The organism is Frankia sp. R82 (genome assembly GCF_023716925.1).
Taxonomy (GTDB): domain Bacteria; phylum Actinomycetota; class Actinomycetes; order Frankiales; family Frankiaceae; genus Frankia.
Window position 1 is genome coordinate 1 of the sequence record NZ_JAMQQG010000093.1, and the last position, 17,330, is coordinate 17,330.

12 protein-coding genes are annotated in these 17,330 nt (G+C 72.6%); 6 read left to right on the plus strand and 6 right to left on the minus strand.

The window, feature by feature from the left end:
• The first annotated feature begins 221 nt into the window (after nt 1-221).
• Nucleotides 222-707, plus strand: a complete 486-nt coding sequence (locus tag ND747_RS15395) for a pyridoxamine 5'-phosphate oxidase family protein (protein WP_251734313.1) — start codon at nt 222-224, stop codon at nt 705-707.
• A 53-nt stretch (nt 708-760) separates the two neighbouring features.
• Here the strand turns inward: ND747_RS15395 and ND747_RS15400 are convergent, their stop codons facing one another.
• Entirely contained in the window at nt 761-1,180 is a 420-nt protein-coding gene (locus ND747_RS15400; protein WP_251734314.1) for a nuclear transport factor 2 family protein, read from the minus strand.
• A gap of 462 nt (nt 1,181-1,642) precedes the next feature.
• Between ND747_RS15400 and ND747_RS15405 the strand changes: the two genes are divergently transcribed.
• Both ND747_RS15405 and ND747_RS15410 read left to right on the plus strand, forming a co-directional pair.
• A complete protein-coding gene (locus ND747_RS15405) occupies nt 1,643-2,329 on the plus strand; it encodes a copper resistance CopC family protein (RefSeq protein WP_251734315.1) in 687 nt (228 codons plus the stop codon).
• A 2-nt stretch (nt 2,330-2,331) separates the two neighbouring features.
• Nucleotides 2,332-4,755 (plus strand): cytochrome c oxidase assembly protein, encoded by a 2,424-nt coding sequence (locus ND747_RS15410; RefSeq protein WP_251734316.1) that lies wholly within the window; start codon nt 2,332-2,334, stop codon nt 4,753-4,755.
• Nucleotides 4,756-4,952: 197 nt separating this feature from the next.
• Here ND747_RS15410 and ND747_RS15415 read toward each other — a convergent pair whose 3' ends face one another.
• The 4 genes from ND747_RS15415 to mftR all read right to left on the minus strand — a co-directional run bounded on the left by ND747_RS15415 (nt 4,953) and on the right by mftR (nt 11,287).
• Nucleotides 4,953-7,724, minus strand: coding sequence for an HAD-IC family P-type ATPase (locus ND747_RS15415; protein ID WP_251734317.1), 2,772 nt, complete (start codon nt 7,722-7,724; stop codon nt 4,953-4,955).
• A 144-nt stretch (nt 7,725-7,868) separates the two neighbouring features.
• The gene (locus ND747_RS15420; protein WP_285900583.1) at nt 7,869-8,906 is read right to left on the minus strand and encodes an undecaprenyl-diphosphate phosphatase; all 1,038 of its coding nucleotides are present in this window, start codon (nt 8,904-8,906) and stop codon (nt 7,869-7,871) included.
• A 626-nt stretch (nt 8,907-9,532) separates the two neighbouring features.
• The gene (locus ND747_RS15425) at nt 9,533-10,078 is read right to left on the minus strand and encodes a hypothetical protein (RefSeq protein ID WP_251734318.1); all 546 of its coding nucleotides are present in this window, start codon (nt 10,076-10,078) and stop codon (nt 9,533-9,535) included.
• A gap of 594 nt (nt 10,079-10,672) precedes the next feature.
• A complete protein-coding gene (mftR, locus tag ND747_RS15430; RefSeq protein ID WP_251734319.1) occupies nt 10,673-11,287 on the minus strand; it encodes a mycofactocin system transcriptional regulator in 615 nt (204 codons plus the stop codon).
• 288 nt (nt 11,288-11,575) lie between these two features.
• On the opposite strand from mftR, the gene ND747_RS15435 reads away from it, so the two are divergent.
• The 3 genes from ND747_RS15435 to ND747_RS15445 all read left to right on the plus strand — a co-directional run bounded on the left by ND747_RS15435 (nt 11,576) and on the right by ND747_RS15445 (nt 16,346).
• A complete protein-coding gene (locus ND747_RS15435) occupies nt 11,576-12,820 on the plus strand; it encodes a PLP-dependent aminotransferase family protein (RefSeq protein ID WP_251734320.1) in 1,245 nt (414 codons plus the stop codon).
• A gap of 290 nt (nt 12,821-13,110) precedes the next feature.
• Nucleotides 13,111-13,392 (plus strand): GlsB/YeaQ/YmgE family stress response membrane protein, encoded by a 282-nt coding sequence (locus ND747_RS15440; RefSeq protein WP_251734321.1) that lies wholly within the window; start codon nt 13,111-13,113, stop codon nt 13,390-13,392.
• 263 nt (nt 13,393-13,655) lie between these two features.
• Entirely contained in the window at nt 13,656-16,346 is a 2,691-nt protein-coding gene (locus tag ND747_RS15445; protein WP_251734322.1) for a serine/threonine-protein kinase, read from the plus strand.
• Between the two features lie 6 nt (nt 16,347-16,352).
• On the opposite strand, the gene ND747_RS15450 is transcribed toward ND747_RS15445, so the two are convergent.
• Nucleotides 16,353-17,330, minus strand: a 978-nt coding sequence (locus tag ND747_RS15450) for a glutamate ABC transporter substrate-binding protein (protein ID WP_308204637.1), incomplete at its 5' end; no start/stop codon positions are given.

Here is a 17,330-nt window from a genome sequence, read left to right on the forward strand (position 1 = left end):
GGGGGGCGGGGGGGGGGGGGCCGCGGCGTGGCCGGCGACGGTGTAGATCTGGCGGGCAGAGCGTCTTGGACATCCGGCTACGTGGCGAGCCTGGGTTGCGGGGTGGTCGGGGGACGGCGCGCGGTGGCACAAGAGCGTCCGTGCAGGGTCGCCGGCGCGTTTCTGAGGGAGCATCGTGACCGTGGCTGGCGAAGGGCCGTACCCTGCTGAACGTGCCGAAGGTGGATGCCCAGGAGCTGGCCAGGACGGCGCTGGACCTTCTGCGGCGCAACCTGTATGGGTTTCTCACTACGGTCGCCGGCGGTGTGCCGCATACCCGCCTCGTCCAGCATCTTGCGGTAGAAGACGACGCCACGGTGTGGATCGGGACCAGCCCACGGTCTCGTAAGGCGGCCGAGGCCGCCGACCATGCTCAGGTGTGCTTCGCGGTGGAGGACCGTGCCGCCTTCGCCTATGTCGCCGTTCAGGCGACCAGCTGCCTGGTCCACGAGGAACAGGAGCGGGTGGCGAGGTGGCAGGAGGGGCTGGACGCGTTTTTCCCGGACGGGCCTCGCGGCGACGACTTCGTGTTGCTGCGCCTCGCGCCGGTTCGGCTGGAGCTTATGAGCTTCGCTCATGGCATCCATCCTGACCCCTACGGACTACTGCCCGCGGTCTTGGGACGAAGCGATGACGGGTGGACCGTCCTGCCTGCCCACAGGGAGTGACTGGCCACGCTGGCCCGGTGACGACTGTTGAACGGGTGCGATCGGGAGCGCGGTCACGCCTCCTGCCGCCAGAGCGGTGTGACCTCAACGCGGGTGAGCCGCCAGCCGTCTTGGGTGCGGAGCGCCTGGAACGCGAAACGCAGGCCGACGAGCCTCGAGAGCGAGGGAAAGACCGTCCTCGACGGGAAGTACGCGACAAGCTCGTTCGCCGTCATGGTGGCACGGTCCCCGTCAAGCTCGACGAGCACGTCGGTGATCAGATGCTGAGAGTTTTCGTTGTCGTCGCTGGTGCGCCGCGAATAGTCGAGTATGTCGTCGATCCCCGTGGCGCCGCCGCGAGCGCTGTGGATGATGGCGTCCTCGTGGAAGATCGCGCGCCCCTCCTTGTCGTCGCCGGTGTCCAGCCAGCGCCCAAGCTGACCGACCAGGGCGGCAAGTTCTGCTCGGTCGGTGATGTCCCTCAGATGAGGCACGGTGCTCCTTCATGCTCCTGCGCCGAACGGCCGTCGTTGATGAGGTGGGGCCGATAAGACCGCTTGGCCCTGCGACGGTCAGGCTAAGAGTTCAAGTCGGCTTGAGGTCAACTCCTTCGTCGGCCTGCTACCAGCATCTCCCGGCGCTTCCCGCAGACTGGCCAACCATCACGGCGAGTGGCCATCTGTCCGCGATCCCTCCAGCCCGTCCGCGTACCCGACTCACCGTCGACGTCCTCACGACCGTCACCGACCTCGAGACGACCCGCACCGGCCTGCACCGCGTCGTGCAGGCCCGCGAGGTCAGCGAGCACCCACTCCCCCACCGGTGGCACCATCCTGATCAACTGGTGGGCCGCCCGCCACATCCGCGCGACCCTCACCAGCACCCCCCAACCGCAGTAGCGGCGCGACGCCGGCAGGGACCAGGACGGACTTTCTACCGGGCGTAGAATCTCGGGGGTGCGACGACAGGTGCAGTTCCGGGCCGGCAGCCGTCACCGCGAGCGGGCGCGGACGCCGATCGGGCGGCTGGTGACCTCTCTGCTCGTGGCGCTGCCGGCGCTGGTGGTCGGCCTGGCCGCGCCGGCCTCGGCCCACTCCCGGCTGGTGGCGACCTCCCCGGCCGCGGACGCCACCGTGGCGGCCCCGCCGACCGAGATCACCCTTACCTTCAGCGAGTCGATCTCGTCCCGCTACATCCGGGTGGCCGTCACCGGGCCCGACGGTGCCCCCCACACCGACGGGGCACCACGGGTGCAGGGCGGCACCGTCCACCAGCCGCTGACGGCGACGAGTAACGGCGTGTATACCGTTGCCTATCAGGCGGTGTCTGCCGACGGCCATCCCGTCGGGGGTACCTTCACCTTCACCGTCACGCAGGCCTCCGCACCGACCTCCACCACCCCACCAGCCACTACCTCGCCGGGCGCCTCCTCCGCCACTGCCTCGCCGACGGCTGCGGCAACCGATGTGTCCGCCACCGCCGTGCCGACCTCGGAGGCCACCGCTGCCGGTGACGGTGGCGCTGGCGGTGGCGGTGGCGGCCTCGGGGGATGGGCCATCGCCGGTCTGAGCGCTCTCGCGGTCGTGGTGGTTGGTGGTGCCCTGTACCTCGTCCGACGTCGAAGCCGCCCGGGAGAACACTGATCATGGACCTCCCCCCCGCTCCGGGCACTCCCCCGGGCGCGGCCGGCAGCAACCCGCTCCCGTCCGAACCCGCGCCCACCCAGCCGGACGCCTCGCAGCCCGACGCCACCCAGCCAGCCGGATCGCAGTCAGGCGCATCGGCGCCCGACGGTCCCCGTCGACGGTGGCTGGCCGCGCGGGTGCTGCCGATCGCGGTGGCCGCGGGGGTCGGCGTCCTCGCGCTGGTGGTCGGGACCGGGCCGGGGCCGCTGCGGCTACCAGGGCTGCCGTCGTCGGGGACGGGGACGTACTGGGCGCTGCCGATGGCCCAGCTGGTCGGGCGGATCGCCGCCGTGGCCACCCTCGGCTGGTTGCTGACCGCCGCCGTCCTACTGCCTGCGGCCCGGTCCGCGGCGCCGAAGGCTCTGGGCGCGACCGCCCACCGCTGTGGGCGCCACGCGGCCGATGCGGCGGTGGTCTGGCTCGTGGCCACCCTTGCCGAGCTGGTCCTCACCCTCTCCGAGGTCTCCGCCCGCCCGGCCGGTGACGTCCTGGACCGGCATGCGCTGCGCCTGTTCGTCACGTCCACCGGGCAGGGACGGGCCCTGCTGATCGTGGCGGTCCTCGCGGCGGCCATCGCGATCATCGCTCGAACGGTCACCACCACCACCGCCGCCGGCGCGCTGCTGGTCGTCGCCGGGGCGGCGCTGCTGCCCCCGATCCTGACCGGGCACGCCGCGAGCTCCGGCGATCATGCCGTGGCGGTCGTGGCGCTGGCCGTCCATGTGCTCGCCGCGACGACCTGGGTCGGCGGTCTGCTCGGGCTGCTGTCCGCCGTGCGGCTGCCGGTCACGTCCTTCGGCCCGGCGCTGCGGCGGTACAGCCGGCTCGCCGCGCTCGCCGCCGCCTCGACCGCGGTCACCGGTATCGGCAGTGCGGCCCTGCGTCTCGGCGGTGTCGCACCGCTGTGGCAGACCCGTTACGGCGTGCTCGTCCTACTCAAGGCCGTCGGCCTGATCGCGGCGGTGGCCCTCGGAGCCGTGCTGCGGCGCCGGGTCGTCGACCACCTCGACCCGCCGGCCGCGTCCACCCTGCCTGCGTCCGCCCCGGTTGCGTCCGCCCCGGTCGCGTCCACGACCGGCAGCTCCCCCGGCCTCGCGGCCAACGGCCTCGCCGCATCATCCGACGGGGCGGAGCCATCCGACGACGCGGTCCCGGCGGCTGCTCCCGGCTCCGGCCGGACGTCGCTGATCGGGCGGTATGTGCAGCTGGCGGGCGTGGAGCTCACCATGCTCGTCGCGACCTTCGGGCTCGCGGTGGGCCTGGCCCGCACCGCTCCCCCGGTCAACGACGCGTACGTGCCGAACGACCCGACCCGGGCACTGCTGGGCTATCCGATGCCGCCGCCGGTCACAGCCTGGCGCCTCGCGCTGGACTGGCGCCTTGACTGGGTGTTCCTCGCCGGATGCGTACTCGGCGCCGGGGCGTACCTGGCGGCCGTGCTACGGCTGCGGGCCCGCGGCGACCGCTGGCCGATCGGACGCACGATCGCCTGGTTCGTCGGCCTGTTCGTCGTCGTGGCCGCGACCTGCAGCGGACTTGGCCGCTATGGACCGGTCCTGCTCAGCGTGCACATGACCCAGCACATGCTGCTGAACATGGTGGCGCCGATCCCGCTCGTCCTCGGTGCGCCGGTGACCCTGGCACTGCGCGCGCTGCGCCCGGCCAGGGCCCCGCATCGCAGTGGGCCGCGGGAATGGCTGGTCGCCGGGCTGCACTCGTGGCCGGTGCGGTTCCTGACGCATCCGGTGGTGGTCAGCATCAACTTCGTCGGCGGTCTGTACGTGCTGTACCTGACGTCGCTGCTGTCCACGCTCATGAGCAACCACCTCGGTCACCTCTACATGAACGTGCACTTCCTGGCGGTCGGCCTGCTGTTCTTCGAGCTGATCATCGGCATCGACCCGCTGCCGCGCCGGCTGCCGCATCCGGGCCGGATCCTCATGCTGATCGCCATCGTGCCGTTCCACACCTTCCTCGGTCTGACCATCATGGGGACGTCCAACCTGCTGGGCTCCGGCTGGTACGACCGGCTGGTCCGGCCGTGGGGGTCCAGCCCGCTCAGCGACCAGCACACCGCCGGCGGCATCGCCTGGTCGTTCGGGGAGCTGCCGACCTTCACCGTCCTGCTGGTCCTCGTCGCCCAGTGGGCCCGCACCGACGACCGACGCAACCGCAACCGCGAGCGGCGTATCGCCGCCGCCGGCGACGTCGACGCCGAGCTCGACGCCTACAACGCCTACCTCGCCCGGCTCTCCGCCCGTCCCGGCGGTGGCCAGCTACCCCCCACCGGCATGACGACCGTGCCCGGCCCGATCCGCCCACCCCGCCCCCGCGAGGCCGCCGACAACCAGGAGCCACCTGCCCGCGGCACCCTCCCCTCCTAGGCCACTGCGCCTGGGGCTTCGTTCATCCTCGCCAGCGCGCCGTCCATGAACGTTTCCGGTTGTGGTCGGGTGCCGTCCCCGAACATTCGTGGGGCATCAGGTCGCGGCACCAACCTCGAGACCTTCGTGTTGCTGCCCGCACAGCCGCTGTCACAGCGTCGACTGCCGCTCCCGGGTACGGGTACGGGGATGTCCGATCAGGTCCGTAGGCGCGAGACCGCCGGATCGTCGACCGCAGACGTCGAGCCGTGGACCGTCAGCGCATCGTCGTCGCCGACAGACACCGGCGAGGTGAGCGGCTGTTCGGCGGACTCGGTACCGGCGGCCACCTTGGCCTCCGGTGCGGTTACCTCCGCGGACGGCGTCGCGGTGAGGGTGCCGGAGCCCGCGGTGGGTGCGGCGGTCTCGACGGGTGTGGGGGTCTCGACGGGCGTGGGGGTGGGGGGCAGGGTGCGGACGTGGCTGCGCTGGATGTGGGGGCGGCGGGCGGCGGCGATGTCCGCGCGGGCGTTGGCGGCGGCGTCGCGGCGACGGATGACCAGCCAGGACAGCTCGAGCAGGACGCCTGCGCCCACGGCGATACCCAGGCCGCTGAGCGGGCCGGTGGTGCCGACCAGGGAGAGCTGGAAGAAGTCCTGGGCGAACGGGATGACCAGGACCAGGACGAACGCGGCGGCCATGGTCAGCACCAGGGCGATCCGCCACCAGGTGTAGGGGCGGGCCACGATCGCCAGCGCCCACAGGGCGATGAGGAACAGGGTGAGGGTGGCCATCGACGTCTCGGCGTCGAGGTCGTTGTAGATCGAGCGGGACAGCAGGTAGGAGGCCATGGTGGCGCTGCCGGCGATCACGCCCGCGGGGATCGCGAAGCGCAGGACGCGACCGACGAAGTCCGGGCGGGCCCGTTCGCTGTTGGGCGCCAGCGCCAGGAAGAACGCGGGGATGCCGATCGTCAGCGACCCGAGCAGGGTCAGGTGGCGGGGCAGGAACGGGTAGGGCACGCCGGTGATGACGACGAGGACAGCCAGCAGCACCGAGTAGACGGTCTTGGTCAGGAAGAGGTTCGCGACGCGTTCGATGTTGCCGATGACGCGGCGCCCCTCGGCCACGACCGAGGGCAGGGTCGCGAAGCTGTTGTCGAGCAGCACGATCTGGGCGACCCCGCGGGCGGCCTGGCTGCCGGAGCCCATGGCCACGCCGATGTCGGCGTCCTTGAGCGCCAGCACGTCGTTGACCCCGTCGCCGGTCATCGCGACCGTGTGTCTGCGCGACTGCAGCGCGCCGACCATCTCGCGCTTTTGCTGCGGGGTGACCCGGCCGAACACCGAGTGGCGTTCGAGCAGGTCGGCCAGGGCGTCCCGGCTGGTGGGCAGGGTGCGGGCGTCCACCGGGTGCTCGGCGCCGGGCAGTCCGAGGCTGCGGGCGACCGCGCCGACCGACAGGGCGTTGTCCCCGGACATGACCTTCGCCGCCACGTTCTGCTCGGCGAAGTAGCGCAGGGTGTCACTCGCGTCGGCCCGCAACCGCTGGGCGAGGACAACCAGCGCCGCCGGGGTGACCGTCCCGGTGACGGTGCCCGGTTCGGCGAGCGCCGCGTCCAGAGACAGCGTGGTCTCGCCGAGCAGCAGCACCCGCAGTCCCCGCGCGCCGAACGTGTCGGCCTCGGCCAGGACGGGGTGCCCGGCGGGCAGCAGCACGTCCGGAGCCCCGAGCAGCCAGGTGGTCACCGCGCCGGTGGCGTCGGCGAGAGCTGCGCCGCTCCACTTGCGGGCCGAGGAGAACGGGGCGTTCCCACGCACCGACCAGCCGTCGGGGGCCGGGTACGCGTCGATGATCGCCTGCAGGCTGGGGTTGGGCCGCTCGTCGGCGGCGCCGAGCGCGCCGAGCACCGCCCGCACCCGGACGCCCACCTCATCACCGTCACCACCGTCGGTACCGGCCGCAGTCGCGGTGGCGGCAGGGACGAGACGCAGGTCGGTGACGTCCATGGCGGACTCGGTGAGGGTGCCGGTCTTGTCCAGGCAGACGACGTCGATCCGGGCGAGCCCCTCGATCGCCGGCAGCTCCTGCACCAGACACTGGCGCCGGCCCAGGCGCACCACACCGACGGCGAAGGCGACCGAGGTGAGCAGCACCAGGCCCTCGGGCACCATCGGCACCAGGCCCGCGACCATGCGGCGGATCGCCTCGGGCAGGTCGTTGTCGTTGACGACCAGCTGGCTGATGATGAGCGCGATCCCGGTCGGGATGATCATCCAGGTGACCACCCGCAGGATCGTGCTGATCCCGGTGCGCAGCTCCGAGCGGACCAGGGTGAACCGGCTCGCCTCCTCGGCGAGCTGCGCGGCGTACGCCGCCCGGCCGACCCGGGTGGCGCGATACGCCCCGGTGCCGGCGACGACGAAGCTGCCGGACATGGTGGTGTCCCCGGGCTGCTTGTGCACCGGGTCGGCCTCACCGGTGAGCAGTGACTCGTCGACCTCGAGCTGGTCGGCCGTCATGATCTCACCGTCGACCGGGATCCGGTCGCCGGAGCCGAGCTCGATGATGTCGTCCAGGACGATCTCGGCGGCGGGCATCGGCGTGGCGACACCGTCGCGGCGCACGACCGGGCGGGCCTCCCCGACCAGGGCGAGGCGATCCAGGGTGCGCTTGGCACGCAGCTCCTGGAACATTCCGACCAGCGTGTTCGCGATGATCACACCGCCGAACAGACCGTCCTGGACCGGCCCGACGATCATCACCAGGATGAACAGGGCGCCGATCAGCGCGTTGATCCGGGTCAGGACGTTCGCCCGGACGATCTCGCCGACCGACCGGCTCGAGCGCACCGGCACGTCGTTGACCCGACCGTCAGCGACCCGTTCGGCCACCTCGGCCGCGGTGAGTCCCGTCAGCACCGCCGCGCCACCGCCCTCGACGGGGCGGACGTGCACGGGCTGGTCCTGCTCGGCCGGTGGCCGATCCATTGTCTCCTCCAGCCCGTCGCGTGCCACGTCCCGCCTCGGCCAGGGTTCCGAGCATCCCGCCGACCGCGTCGGTCCGCGCGCCGCGGAAGCCGCGCAACCACCGTAGTCGACGCGGCAGATCCACTGCGCGCCCGCCCCGCAGGCTCAGTTCTGCGGGGCGCCGGCCCGCGCGTCAAGAACACCGGCGGCGAGCAGGCTGAGCAGCAGCGCCCCCAGGCCCACCCGGTAGCCGACGAACGGCGCGAAACTGCGCGACGAGACGTAGCGCAGGAACCAGGCGATGGCCGCGTAGCCGGTGGTGAACGCCACACCGGTAGCCAACAGCGTGGGCCCCCAGGACAGTTCCGCGTCACCGGCCACCGACGACGCCACCGACGAGGCCGTCCCCGAACTCGAGCCCGCCGCTGCCGCCGGGGAGGCTGGGGAAGCTGGATCGTCGCCGTCGTCCGCACCACCCGATCCGACCAGATGGCGCAGTTCGAACAGGCCCGAGGCGAGGACGGCGGGCATCGCGAGCAGGAACGAGTAACGGGCCGCGGCCTCCCGGGTGTAGCCGAGCAGCAGTCCGCCGCCGATCGTCGCCCCGGACCGCGACACCCCCGGAATCAGGGCCGCGGCCTGTGCGAACCCGAACAGCACCCCGTCGCGTACCGACAGGTCGGTCAGCGTCCGCCGTGGCTTCGGCAGACGGTGCCGGCCCCGGCCGCCGGCGGCACAGCGGTCGGCGGCGCCGAGCACCAGGCCGAACGCGATGAGGCTCGTCGCGGTCAGCCGCAGGTCCCGAAACGGCCCCTCGATGGCGTCCTGCAAAGTCAGGCCGCACACCCCGATCGGGATCGTGCCGAGCAGCACGAGCCAGCCGATCCGGGCGTCAGGATCACCGCGCATCTCCCGTTCCCGGATCGAACGCGCCGACGCCTGCAGGATCCGGGCGATGTCCTGGCGGAAGTAGAGCAGCACGGCCGCTTCCGTACCGATCTGGGTGACGGCGGTGAACGCGGCGCCCGGGTCGTCCCAGCCGGCCGCCACCGCGGTGATTCGCAGATGAGCACTGGAGGAGACCGGCAGGAACTCGGTCAGCCCCTGGACGAGGCCGAGAATCGCGGCCTGCGGATAGTTCACCGCGTCACCCGCTGTCGAGTTCCCGTCGGCCCGCTGCACCCAGCGCTGTACCCACCCCATGTCCGCACGGCGCTCACGCTAACGTCCGTGCACGGCGGAATCGGCGCGGCCCCGGACCACCCGGTCCGGGGCGATCGACCAGATCGCCTGTCGTGGATTTCCGCTCGCCCTCGCTGACGCTGCCGGCCAGTTCGGCGGCGCCAGGAGCGGCAGGATTCCGCCGCCGCGAAGCTCCACCCACCGGCCCACCGGCCCACCGGCCCGTTCACTTTCCGGCGCCAAAACGTATCTCACCCACACCGACAGCAACGCCGTCGCCACCGCATCACGCCTCGCAACCAGCCCCGAAGCGAGATCCACCCACACGGGTCGGGTGGTCGGCAAAACGGCCACGACCACGACGGCCCCGGCGCATCCCGCACGCCCGCACGCCCGCACGCCCCGACTGCAGCGTCGCAGGAAGCGACCATGGTCGATGGACTGCGCCGCGTCGCGGGGACCGGCCGATAGGGTCCTCGCTACCCGCAAAACGTAATCGGAGGATGACTCCAGGCGCAGATCGCGGGTCCACCACTGCCGTGTCCAGCGGCACCCCAGAACCGTGGTCGCTGGGCACGGTCCTGGCCGTGCTGAGCGACCACGGTTCGGACCCCGAGCGGGTCAGCCAGCTGATCCACGAAAACCGGCTAGGGTCGTCCGGACGGCTTCGTGCCGCTCGGTGCCCGGCGCTTCGCGCTCGGCGCGGGCTGCCCTGGATGCGGTGCTCGGCCCTTCGAGCTCGACGCACGGTCCTGCGCGCCGGGCGTAGCGCGGGCCCGGTCGGTGAGATGACTCGCTGCCGCCACGGCCAACGCGACCGGCCACTCGACAAGCTCGACCGCGACCAGCGCGCCCAACCCCAGGTAGTAGGCGATCCGTCCCGGAGTCGGCAGGCCGACCGGCCCGACCCGCAGCCGGGCCGGCGGCTGCGGAAGGGCCAGTTCCACCTGGGCCGTCACGAAAGGCAATCGCACGGTGGCGTGATGTCGACGGACCAGCAGCTGGGCGTCCCCGTCGTTCCGGCGCAACCGACCCGACGTGGTGGACGTCGCGCCGGTGATGGTGCCAGCGGACGTCGCGCCGGTGGTCGTGCCTGTGGTCGTGCCTGTGGTCGTGCCGGGCCGCCGAGCCACGCCACCGCCGGGTGCGACCCGGCCGGTGCCAGCCCGTCGCGTGGTGGAGGTCAGCGGCACCGACGCGTCCTGCACCGCCCCGGGGCGTGCCGGTGCCGACCGCCCTGTCGTCGGCCGGGCGGTCGCAGACCGGGCCGATGCGGGTCGGGCGGTCGCAGACCTGGCCGACCCGGACCTGGATGATGCAGAGCGAGTCGACGGTGACCGCGATGGTGCCGGGCGGGGCGGGGCCGGGCGGGGCGGGGCCGGGCGGGATGGCGCAGGCCGTGCGGACGCAGGTCTGGCCGACGACGCCGCCGATTCCGATCGGGGCGACGCCACCGGTCCCGACCGGGATGGCGATGCCGGCTCAGGCTGGGATGTCGGCGCCGACATCTGCGGCGCCGACATCTGCGGCGGTGGCGGCGCCGGCCGGGACGACGCGGATCCGTCCCCGTCCGGGGACACGAACAGCGGGCTGGTGGAAACGCCGGTGACCGGGCCGCCGCGCAGGACGACATCACCCGGGCCGACGCCGTTGTGCGAGCTCATGCCTGCCATGGAGCCGTACCTCCCCCGTCGGACGATCTCACCCCGGCAGCAGCCGACGTCACGGATCGCATCGATGGGAGCACAGCCTGACAGCAGCCCGGCCAACGTGCCACCGCACGAAAGTCAGAGCCCGGCGAAGCCGCTGGCCAGCAGTCGGAGTGCCTCGTCGAGGATGGCCACCAGGTCGGTGTCGTCACCGCGCAGCCACTGCTCATAGGCGGTTACCGCGACGCCGAGATGGGCGGCGGCCACCGCCTGCGGGATCAGGGCGCTCGCCGGCTGGCCGACCCGGCCGGCGACGAACTCCGCGACCACGTCCCGCCAGCTGGTGAACCGCAGTGTCGAGTGGGCCTGCAGGGTGGGGGTACGCAGGATCAGCGCCATCCGCCGACGCAGCCAGACACCCTCGGCCGGTGGATAGGTGTTGAACTCGAGGATCGCGCGACGCAGCACGTCCAGCGCGGCCTCGTCGGGTGCCGCGTCGGCCAGCGCCGTGCGCATGATCTCCAGGTGCGCATCGAAGTTACCCCATGCAAGATCGTTCTTGGAGGCGAAGTAGCGGAAGAACGTTCGTCGGCCGATACCGGCCTCGCGGGCGATGTCGTCCACCGTCGTCTCGTCGAAGCCCCGCTCGGTGAACAGGTGCAGGGCGAGCCGTTCGAGGTCCGCGGCGTTCGTCGCCGGACGTCGGCCGGTGCGTCGGCCCTCACCACGCGGCGGCGCTACCGGGACGACCACGGCTGACCACCTCCCGCTCCTGCTGGCCACCTCACCGGATGCGGTCGGCGGCCGCTGCTCACGCCCTGTTCGTCACGATCCTGTCCGTCATCGTCCCACGCCAGCGCGCATGTGCCGCGACAACCCGCGCGGGCCGTCGTCGTCGGCCCGACACCACAGTGGACGGGCCGGGCGGCCGTTGGTCCGCTAGCATCGACTCATTCAGAATTTGGGAAAACTGTCTCATATTTCGAGATACACAGAGATGCATAGAGATACACAGAGATACGTCGAGCCGAGGAACGTCGCATGGACGCCCTGACCACCGTGGGCACTGTGCCCGCCGAAAGCCCGGTGACCACGGTCGCCGCGCCCGTCACGCTGGCCGCGCGGGCCAGCCGGCTGCGCACTTCGCCGGTGCGTGACCTGCTCGCGCTCACCGCCGACCCGGAGCTGATCTCGTTTGCCGGGGGCCTGCCCGCCGCCGAGCTGTTCGACGCCACGGGGCTGCGCCGAGCCTACGACGAGGTGCTCACCGAACGGCCCCGGGAGGTCCTGCAGTACTCCACGAGTGAGGGCGATCCGCGGTTGCGGGCGGCACTCGCGGCCCGGCTGCGGCGGCGGGGCCTGGCGACCGAGGCGGACGACCTGGTGGTCACCTCCGGCTCGCAGCAGGCGCTTGCGCTGCTCACGGCCGCCCTGCTCGATCCCGGTGACACGGTGGTCGTGGAGGAACCGACCTACCTGGCCGCGCTGCAGGCCTTCGATCTGGCCGGAGCCCGGGTCGTGGCGGTTCCCACCGACGACGACGGTGTCCGGCCCGACCGCCTGGAGGAGATCGTCGGACGGCACCGGCCACGCCTGCTCTACCTTGTGCCGACCTTCCAGAACCCCACCGGACGCACGATGTCCGCCGCGCGGCGTCACGCCGTCGCCGAGCTCGCCGCCCGGCGCGGGCTGTGGATCATCGAGGACGATCCGTACGGCGAGCTGCGACTGTCCGGTGCGGCGCAGCCGTGGATCGCGAGCCTGCCCGCCGCGGCCGACCGCACGGTGCTGCTCGGCAGCCTGTCCAAGACGATGGCGCCCGGGATGCGGCTGGGCTGGCTGCGGGCACCGGTCTCGCTGCGACGCGCCTGTGTGATCGCCAAGCAGGCCACCGACCTGCACACCTCCACCGTCGATCAGGCGGCCGCCGCCCGCTATCTGGAGGCAGCCGATCCCGATGCACGGATCGCGCTCATGTGCGACGCCTACCGGTCCCGACGGGACGCGCTGCTCGCCGGGCTGCCGGCGGCGCTGCCCGCGGGCAGCCGCTGGAACGAACCGGCGGGCGGGATGTTCGTCTGGGTGCGCCTGCCCGCAGGGCTCGATGCCACCGCGCTGCTGCCGGCGGCGCTCGCCCAGCGGGTCGCCTACGTGCCGGGGGCGGCCTTCTATCCCGGCGTGCCCGATCCGCGCACGCTGCGGCTGTCGTTCACCACCCATTCCCCCGAGCGCATCGGCGAGGGCCTGGCCCGGTTGGGTGACGCCCTGCGCGACGCCTCCGGGTGACACCCACCCGGCCCGACAGCACCGCCCAGCCGGGTCCGGCCCATCGGTAACGGCTTGCCGGAGGCCGCCCACAGCGGGGCCGTCCGCCGAAAACCGCGCGCGAGGCACCCCCCGCAGGGGGCTGACCGGAAGGGCCGACTTTCCTGACCTCCACGGGACGGGGAACCTTTACCGATACGGGCCGTTTGACGGGGTCCGCACCGGGGATATCCCTCCACGATCAGCCCGGCGAACATGGAAAGCGGCGCACCTGGCCGCCGCCGGACCCGTATGCGACAACGGAGGTCCCCGTGCTCTGGTTCATCGTCAGCTTCATTATTCTCGGCCTGATTGCCGGCGCCGTCGCCCGTCTTCTCGTCCCCGGCCGCGACCCGATGGGAATTCCGGCGACCATCGGCCTCGGAATTGTCGGCTCGTTCATCGGGGGCCTGCTGGGCTACGTTCTTTTCGGCCATGACCTGAGCGAGGGTGCGTTCCAGCCGTCGGGCTTCATCGGCTCCGTGATCGGCGCGATCGTCGCCCTGCTGGTCTACCGGGCCGTCTCGGGTCGTCGTCACGCGGTGCGCCACTGACCGACCGGCCTGCGGCGCCGCGGCCGGCTGGCCGGGCCGTGTTCGGTCTGGCGCCGCCGGGCGCCCGACGCCTCGCCGTACGGGGCCACCCGTGCCACCCTGTCACCGAGATGCCATCCGCCCACCAGGCGTGATGGTCGGCGACGGGTGGTACGGGTGGTGCACACGACACAGAACAGCACGACACAGAACAGCACGGCACACAGCAGCACGACGCAGCGCAGCGCAGCGCGGGACGGCACGGCTGGGGACGGGGGTCGCCGGTGACGGAGCAGAGCGCGACCCGGCCCGGCGACCCGTTCGAGCCGACCGAGCCCGCTCGGGCCAGGTTCACCGGATCCCCCCGTCCCGGCGACGACGGTGACAGCGAGCTGAGCCTGATCACCAGCCAGCCACCCGACGCCGACGGTCCGCACGCCGCCGGCAGCCCAGACGGTCCGGTCGGCACCGGTGGCTCGGCAGACACCGGCGGCCCAGGTCGGACGGGCAGCCCAGGTCGGATAGGCAGCCCAGGTCGGACAGGCAGCCCAGGTCGGACGGGCGATCCAGGTCGCGCCGAGGGCGCGGATGGCCCGGCGGTTCCCGCCCCCCGCACGAGAAGCACGCCACGCGGCTGGCCAGCCCGGGGCACTCCCCGCGACCCGCTGCGACTGCCCCGGCGGATCACGCCACGGACCGGCGCCGAACCGGCCCTGCTCACGGCGCCCAGTGTGCCGCCCGCCCTGCGGGAATGCGCCGGCTGCGCCACACCCGTCGCCCAACCGGACGAGTCGGGCGCCGCGTCCCTGGACGGGACCTGCGGGGAATGCGGGCACCGTTATTCGTTCACCGTGAAACTTCACCCCGGTGAGCGAGTGGGCCGTTACACGGTGCACGGCGTCATCGCCCATGGCGGACTCGGCTGGGTCTATGCCGCCACCGACGACAATCTCGGCGGCGACGGCGTCCAGGCCTGGGTCGTCCTCAAGGGCCTGTTGGACGCGGCGAACCCGGAGGCACGACGTGTCGCCGAAGGTGAGCGACGCATTCTCACCACCGTTTCCCATCCCAGCATCGTGAAAATCCTCGACTACGTCACACACGCCGGCGAGGACTACATCGTCATGGAGTACGTTCCCGGCGTCTCCCTGGCGGCGATGGCGGACACGGCGCATGCCGAACAGGTCGGCGCCGGCGTCGGCGCCGCTGCAGTGCCGGGGCGGCCGGTGGTGGCCGACGTCCTGCGCTATCTGCTGCGAGTGCTGCCCGCGCTGGGCCATCTGCACCGGATGGGGCTCGTCTACTGCGACTTCAAGCCGGACAACGTGATGATCACCCCGTCCGGAGTGAAGCTGATCGACCTGGGCGGTGCCCGCCGGCTCGACGACCGGGTCTCGGGCTATCTGTCCACCCCCGGGTACCGGGCACCGGAACTCGACGACGACGGGGAGCGTCCCGCCGGCATCGTCCGCTGCGCCCCCACGATCACCACCGACATCTTCGCGGTCGCGCGCACCCTCGCCCGCCTCGTCCTCGGACGCTTCGCCGGTTTCGTCGACGCCTACCGCCATGGTCTGCCCCCGCGACGGGCCCACCTGCCGCTGCGGCAGTTCGAGTCTCTGGACCGGCTGTTGCGCCGGGCCACCGCGACCGATCCCGATCGGCGCTTCCAGAGCGTCACCGAACTGGCGGACGAGCTGGTCGGGGTACTCTACGAGGTCGTCGCCCGCACCGAGGGACCCGTCCCGCCGCTGGCCAGCCGATGGTTCGACGCGGCCGGCCATCCCACCGGCGAGGCGGGACCCGGCGCGGCTCCCGCCGCCTGGGAAGTGCTGCCGGACCTGCGGGTCGATCCGAACGACCCGCATGCACCCGCACTGGCCGCCGGCCCCGACGAGGAGCCGGCGGCGTTCGCCACCCGGCTGGCAGCGATCGTTCCGCGGACCATCGAGGTGCGTCTGTCCCTGATCCGCGCCACGATCCGTGCCGGGGCGCTGGACGAGGCCGCCCGGGTGCTGGACGAGGCCGCCGGCGCCGCCCCGTTGGAGTGGCGGGTCGACTGGTATCGGGGCGTCGCCGCCCTGGTCGGTGGCCAGCCGGGCCTGGCCGTGGCGGCCTTCGACCGGGTCTTCTCCCAGGTGCCCGGGGAACTCGCGCCCCGCCTCGCCCTCGCCATGGCCCAGGCCGAGGTCGCGGGACGAGAGGACCTTGCGGGACGCGAGGACCTTGCGGGACGCGAGGACCTTGCGGGACGCGAGGACCTTGCGGGACGAGACGAGGCCGACTCCCCACGCGCCGCGGCCCGACTGCGCGCCGCCGACCTGTTCGACATCGTGTGCACCATCGACCCGGGCGTCACCAGCGCCGCGTTCGGGCTGGCCCGTTGCCGCACCGACCCGGACGGCCGGCTGGACGCCTACCAGCGGGTGCCGCGCTCGTCCTCGGCCTACACCGCCTCCCGGGCGCGGATGATCGAGGTTCTGGTCGCCCGGGCCACCGCGGACGACACCCCGGGCGCCGGTCAGGCCGCGCTGCTCCGGGCTGCGGCCCTGCTCACCGACCCGCTGCTGGATCTCGGGGAACGACGCCGCGCCGAGCTGTGCCGGGACATCTACGCCGGGGCGCTGGACCTGCTCGCCGCCGGTCTGACCGGCCTCGACGACCCCGACGGCTCCGACGACCCCGACGACCCCGACGGTGTCGAAGCCGAGAACGGCACCGGCGACGCCGGCCAGGACCATCCGGGCGGGCCGGGCGACCGGTATGAGCCGGGCGGCGGCCGGGCAGGCACGCAGGACGCGCGCGGGCCGAGGGCTCGGCTTCCGCTGCTGCTGGGCCGTCCGATGACGGAGCGGGAGCTGCGGTTCGGACTGGAGCGGACCTACCGGGACATGGCCCGACTCACCTCCGACCGGGCCGGCCGGGTCCGGCTGGTGAACCAGGCCAACCGGGCCCGGCCCCGCACGCTGCGCTGACCCGGCTCAGGACGAGGCCCGGCCCGAGCCGGGCAGGGGCGGCTGGCCGGCGACCCGCAGTCCCGGGCGCAGCCACGCGTCGTAGAGCCGGGACCAGGTTCCGTCCAGCATGATCTGGCGCAGGACGCCGTTGACGAAGGAGACGAACAGGTCGTCGCCCGCCTGGTCCCCGGTGACCGGCATCGCGATGCCGTAGGGCTCGTCGAGTCCCCCACCGGCGGCGAAGGCGGGTCCGAACGCCGCCGGGCCCAGCACCGTGGTGTAGGGATCCTGCGCGGCGAGCCCGGCCAGCAGCACGTCGTCGCCGACGATCGCGTCGACGTCGCCGTACTGCAGGGCGACCAGACAGTCGGCGATGCGGGGCAACGTCACCACCCGTGGGGCCTGCGTCGGTGCGTGATGGGCGAGTTTGTCCCCCGCGGTGCTGCCCGCCGAGGTGCACACGGGCCGGCCGGCGAGCGCGGCCAGATCGGTGATGCCGGAGTCCTGGCGCACCAGCAACCGCAGCGTGGCCTCGTAGTAGACGCTGGAAAAGCGCACCTGTCGTTTGCGTTCGCAGGTGATGGTCATGGTCGCGACCAGCATGTCGACCATGTTCGAGCGCAGCAGGTCCTCCCGGTCGCTGGTGGTCACCGCACGGAACTGGATGTGGCTGTCCACCTCGGTCGGCCCGAAGATCGCCGCGGCGACCGCCCGGGCGATGCCCACGTCGAACCCCTCCAACTGCAGGGTGCGCCAGTTCATCAGGCCGGCCGGCGGAGCGTCGGTCACGATCCCGATCCGCAGGTAGCCGCGGTCCTGCGCGATGGTGCGCATGCGGCTGCCGACCGGCATCCGCCCCGGCGCCGGCAACGGTGCCAACGGCGGTTCACTGGCACGTACCGGACGCCCGTCCTCGCGGCAGGTGCCGTCCGGCCTGGTCGCGCCCGGGTTCGCGCCGGGGCCGGGACCCGCGGCACCCGGATCGCGCGGTCCCATCTGCCC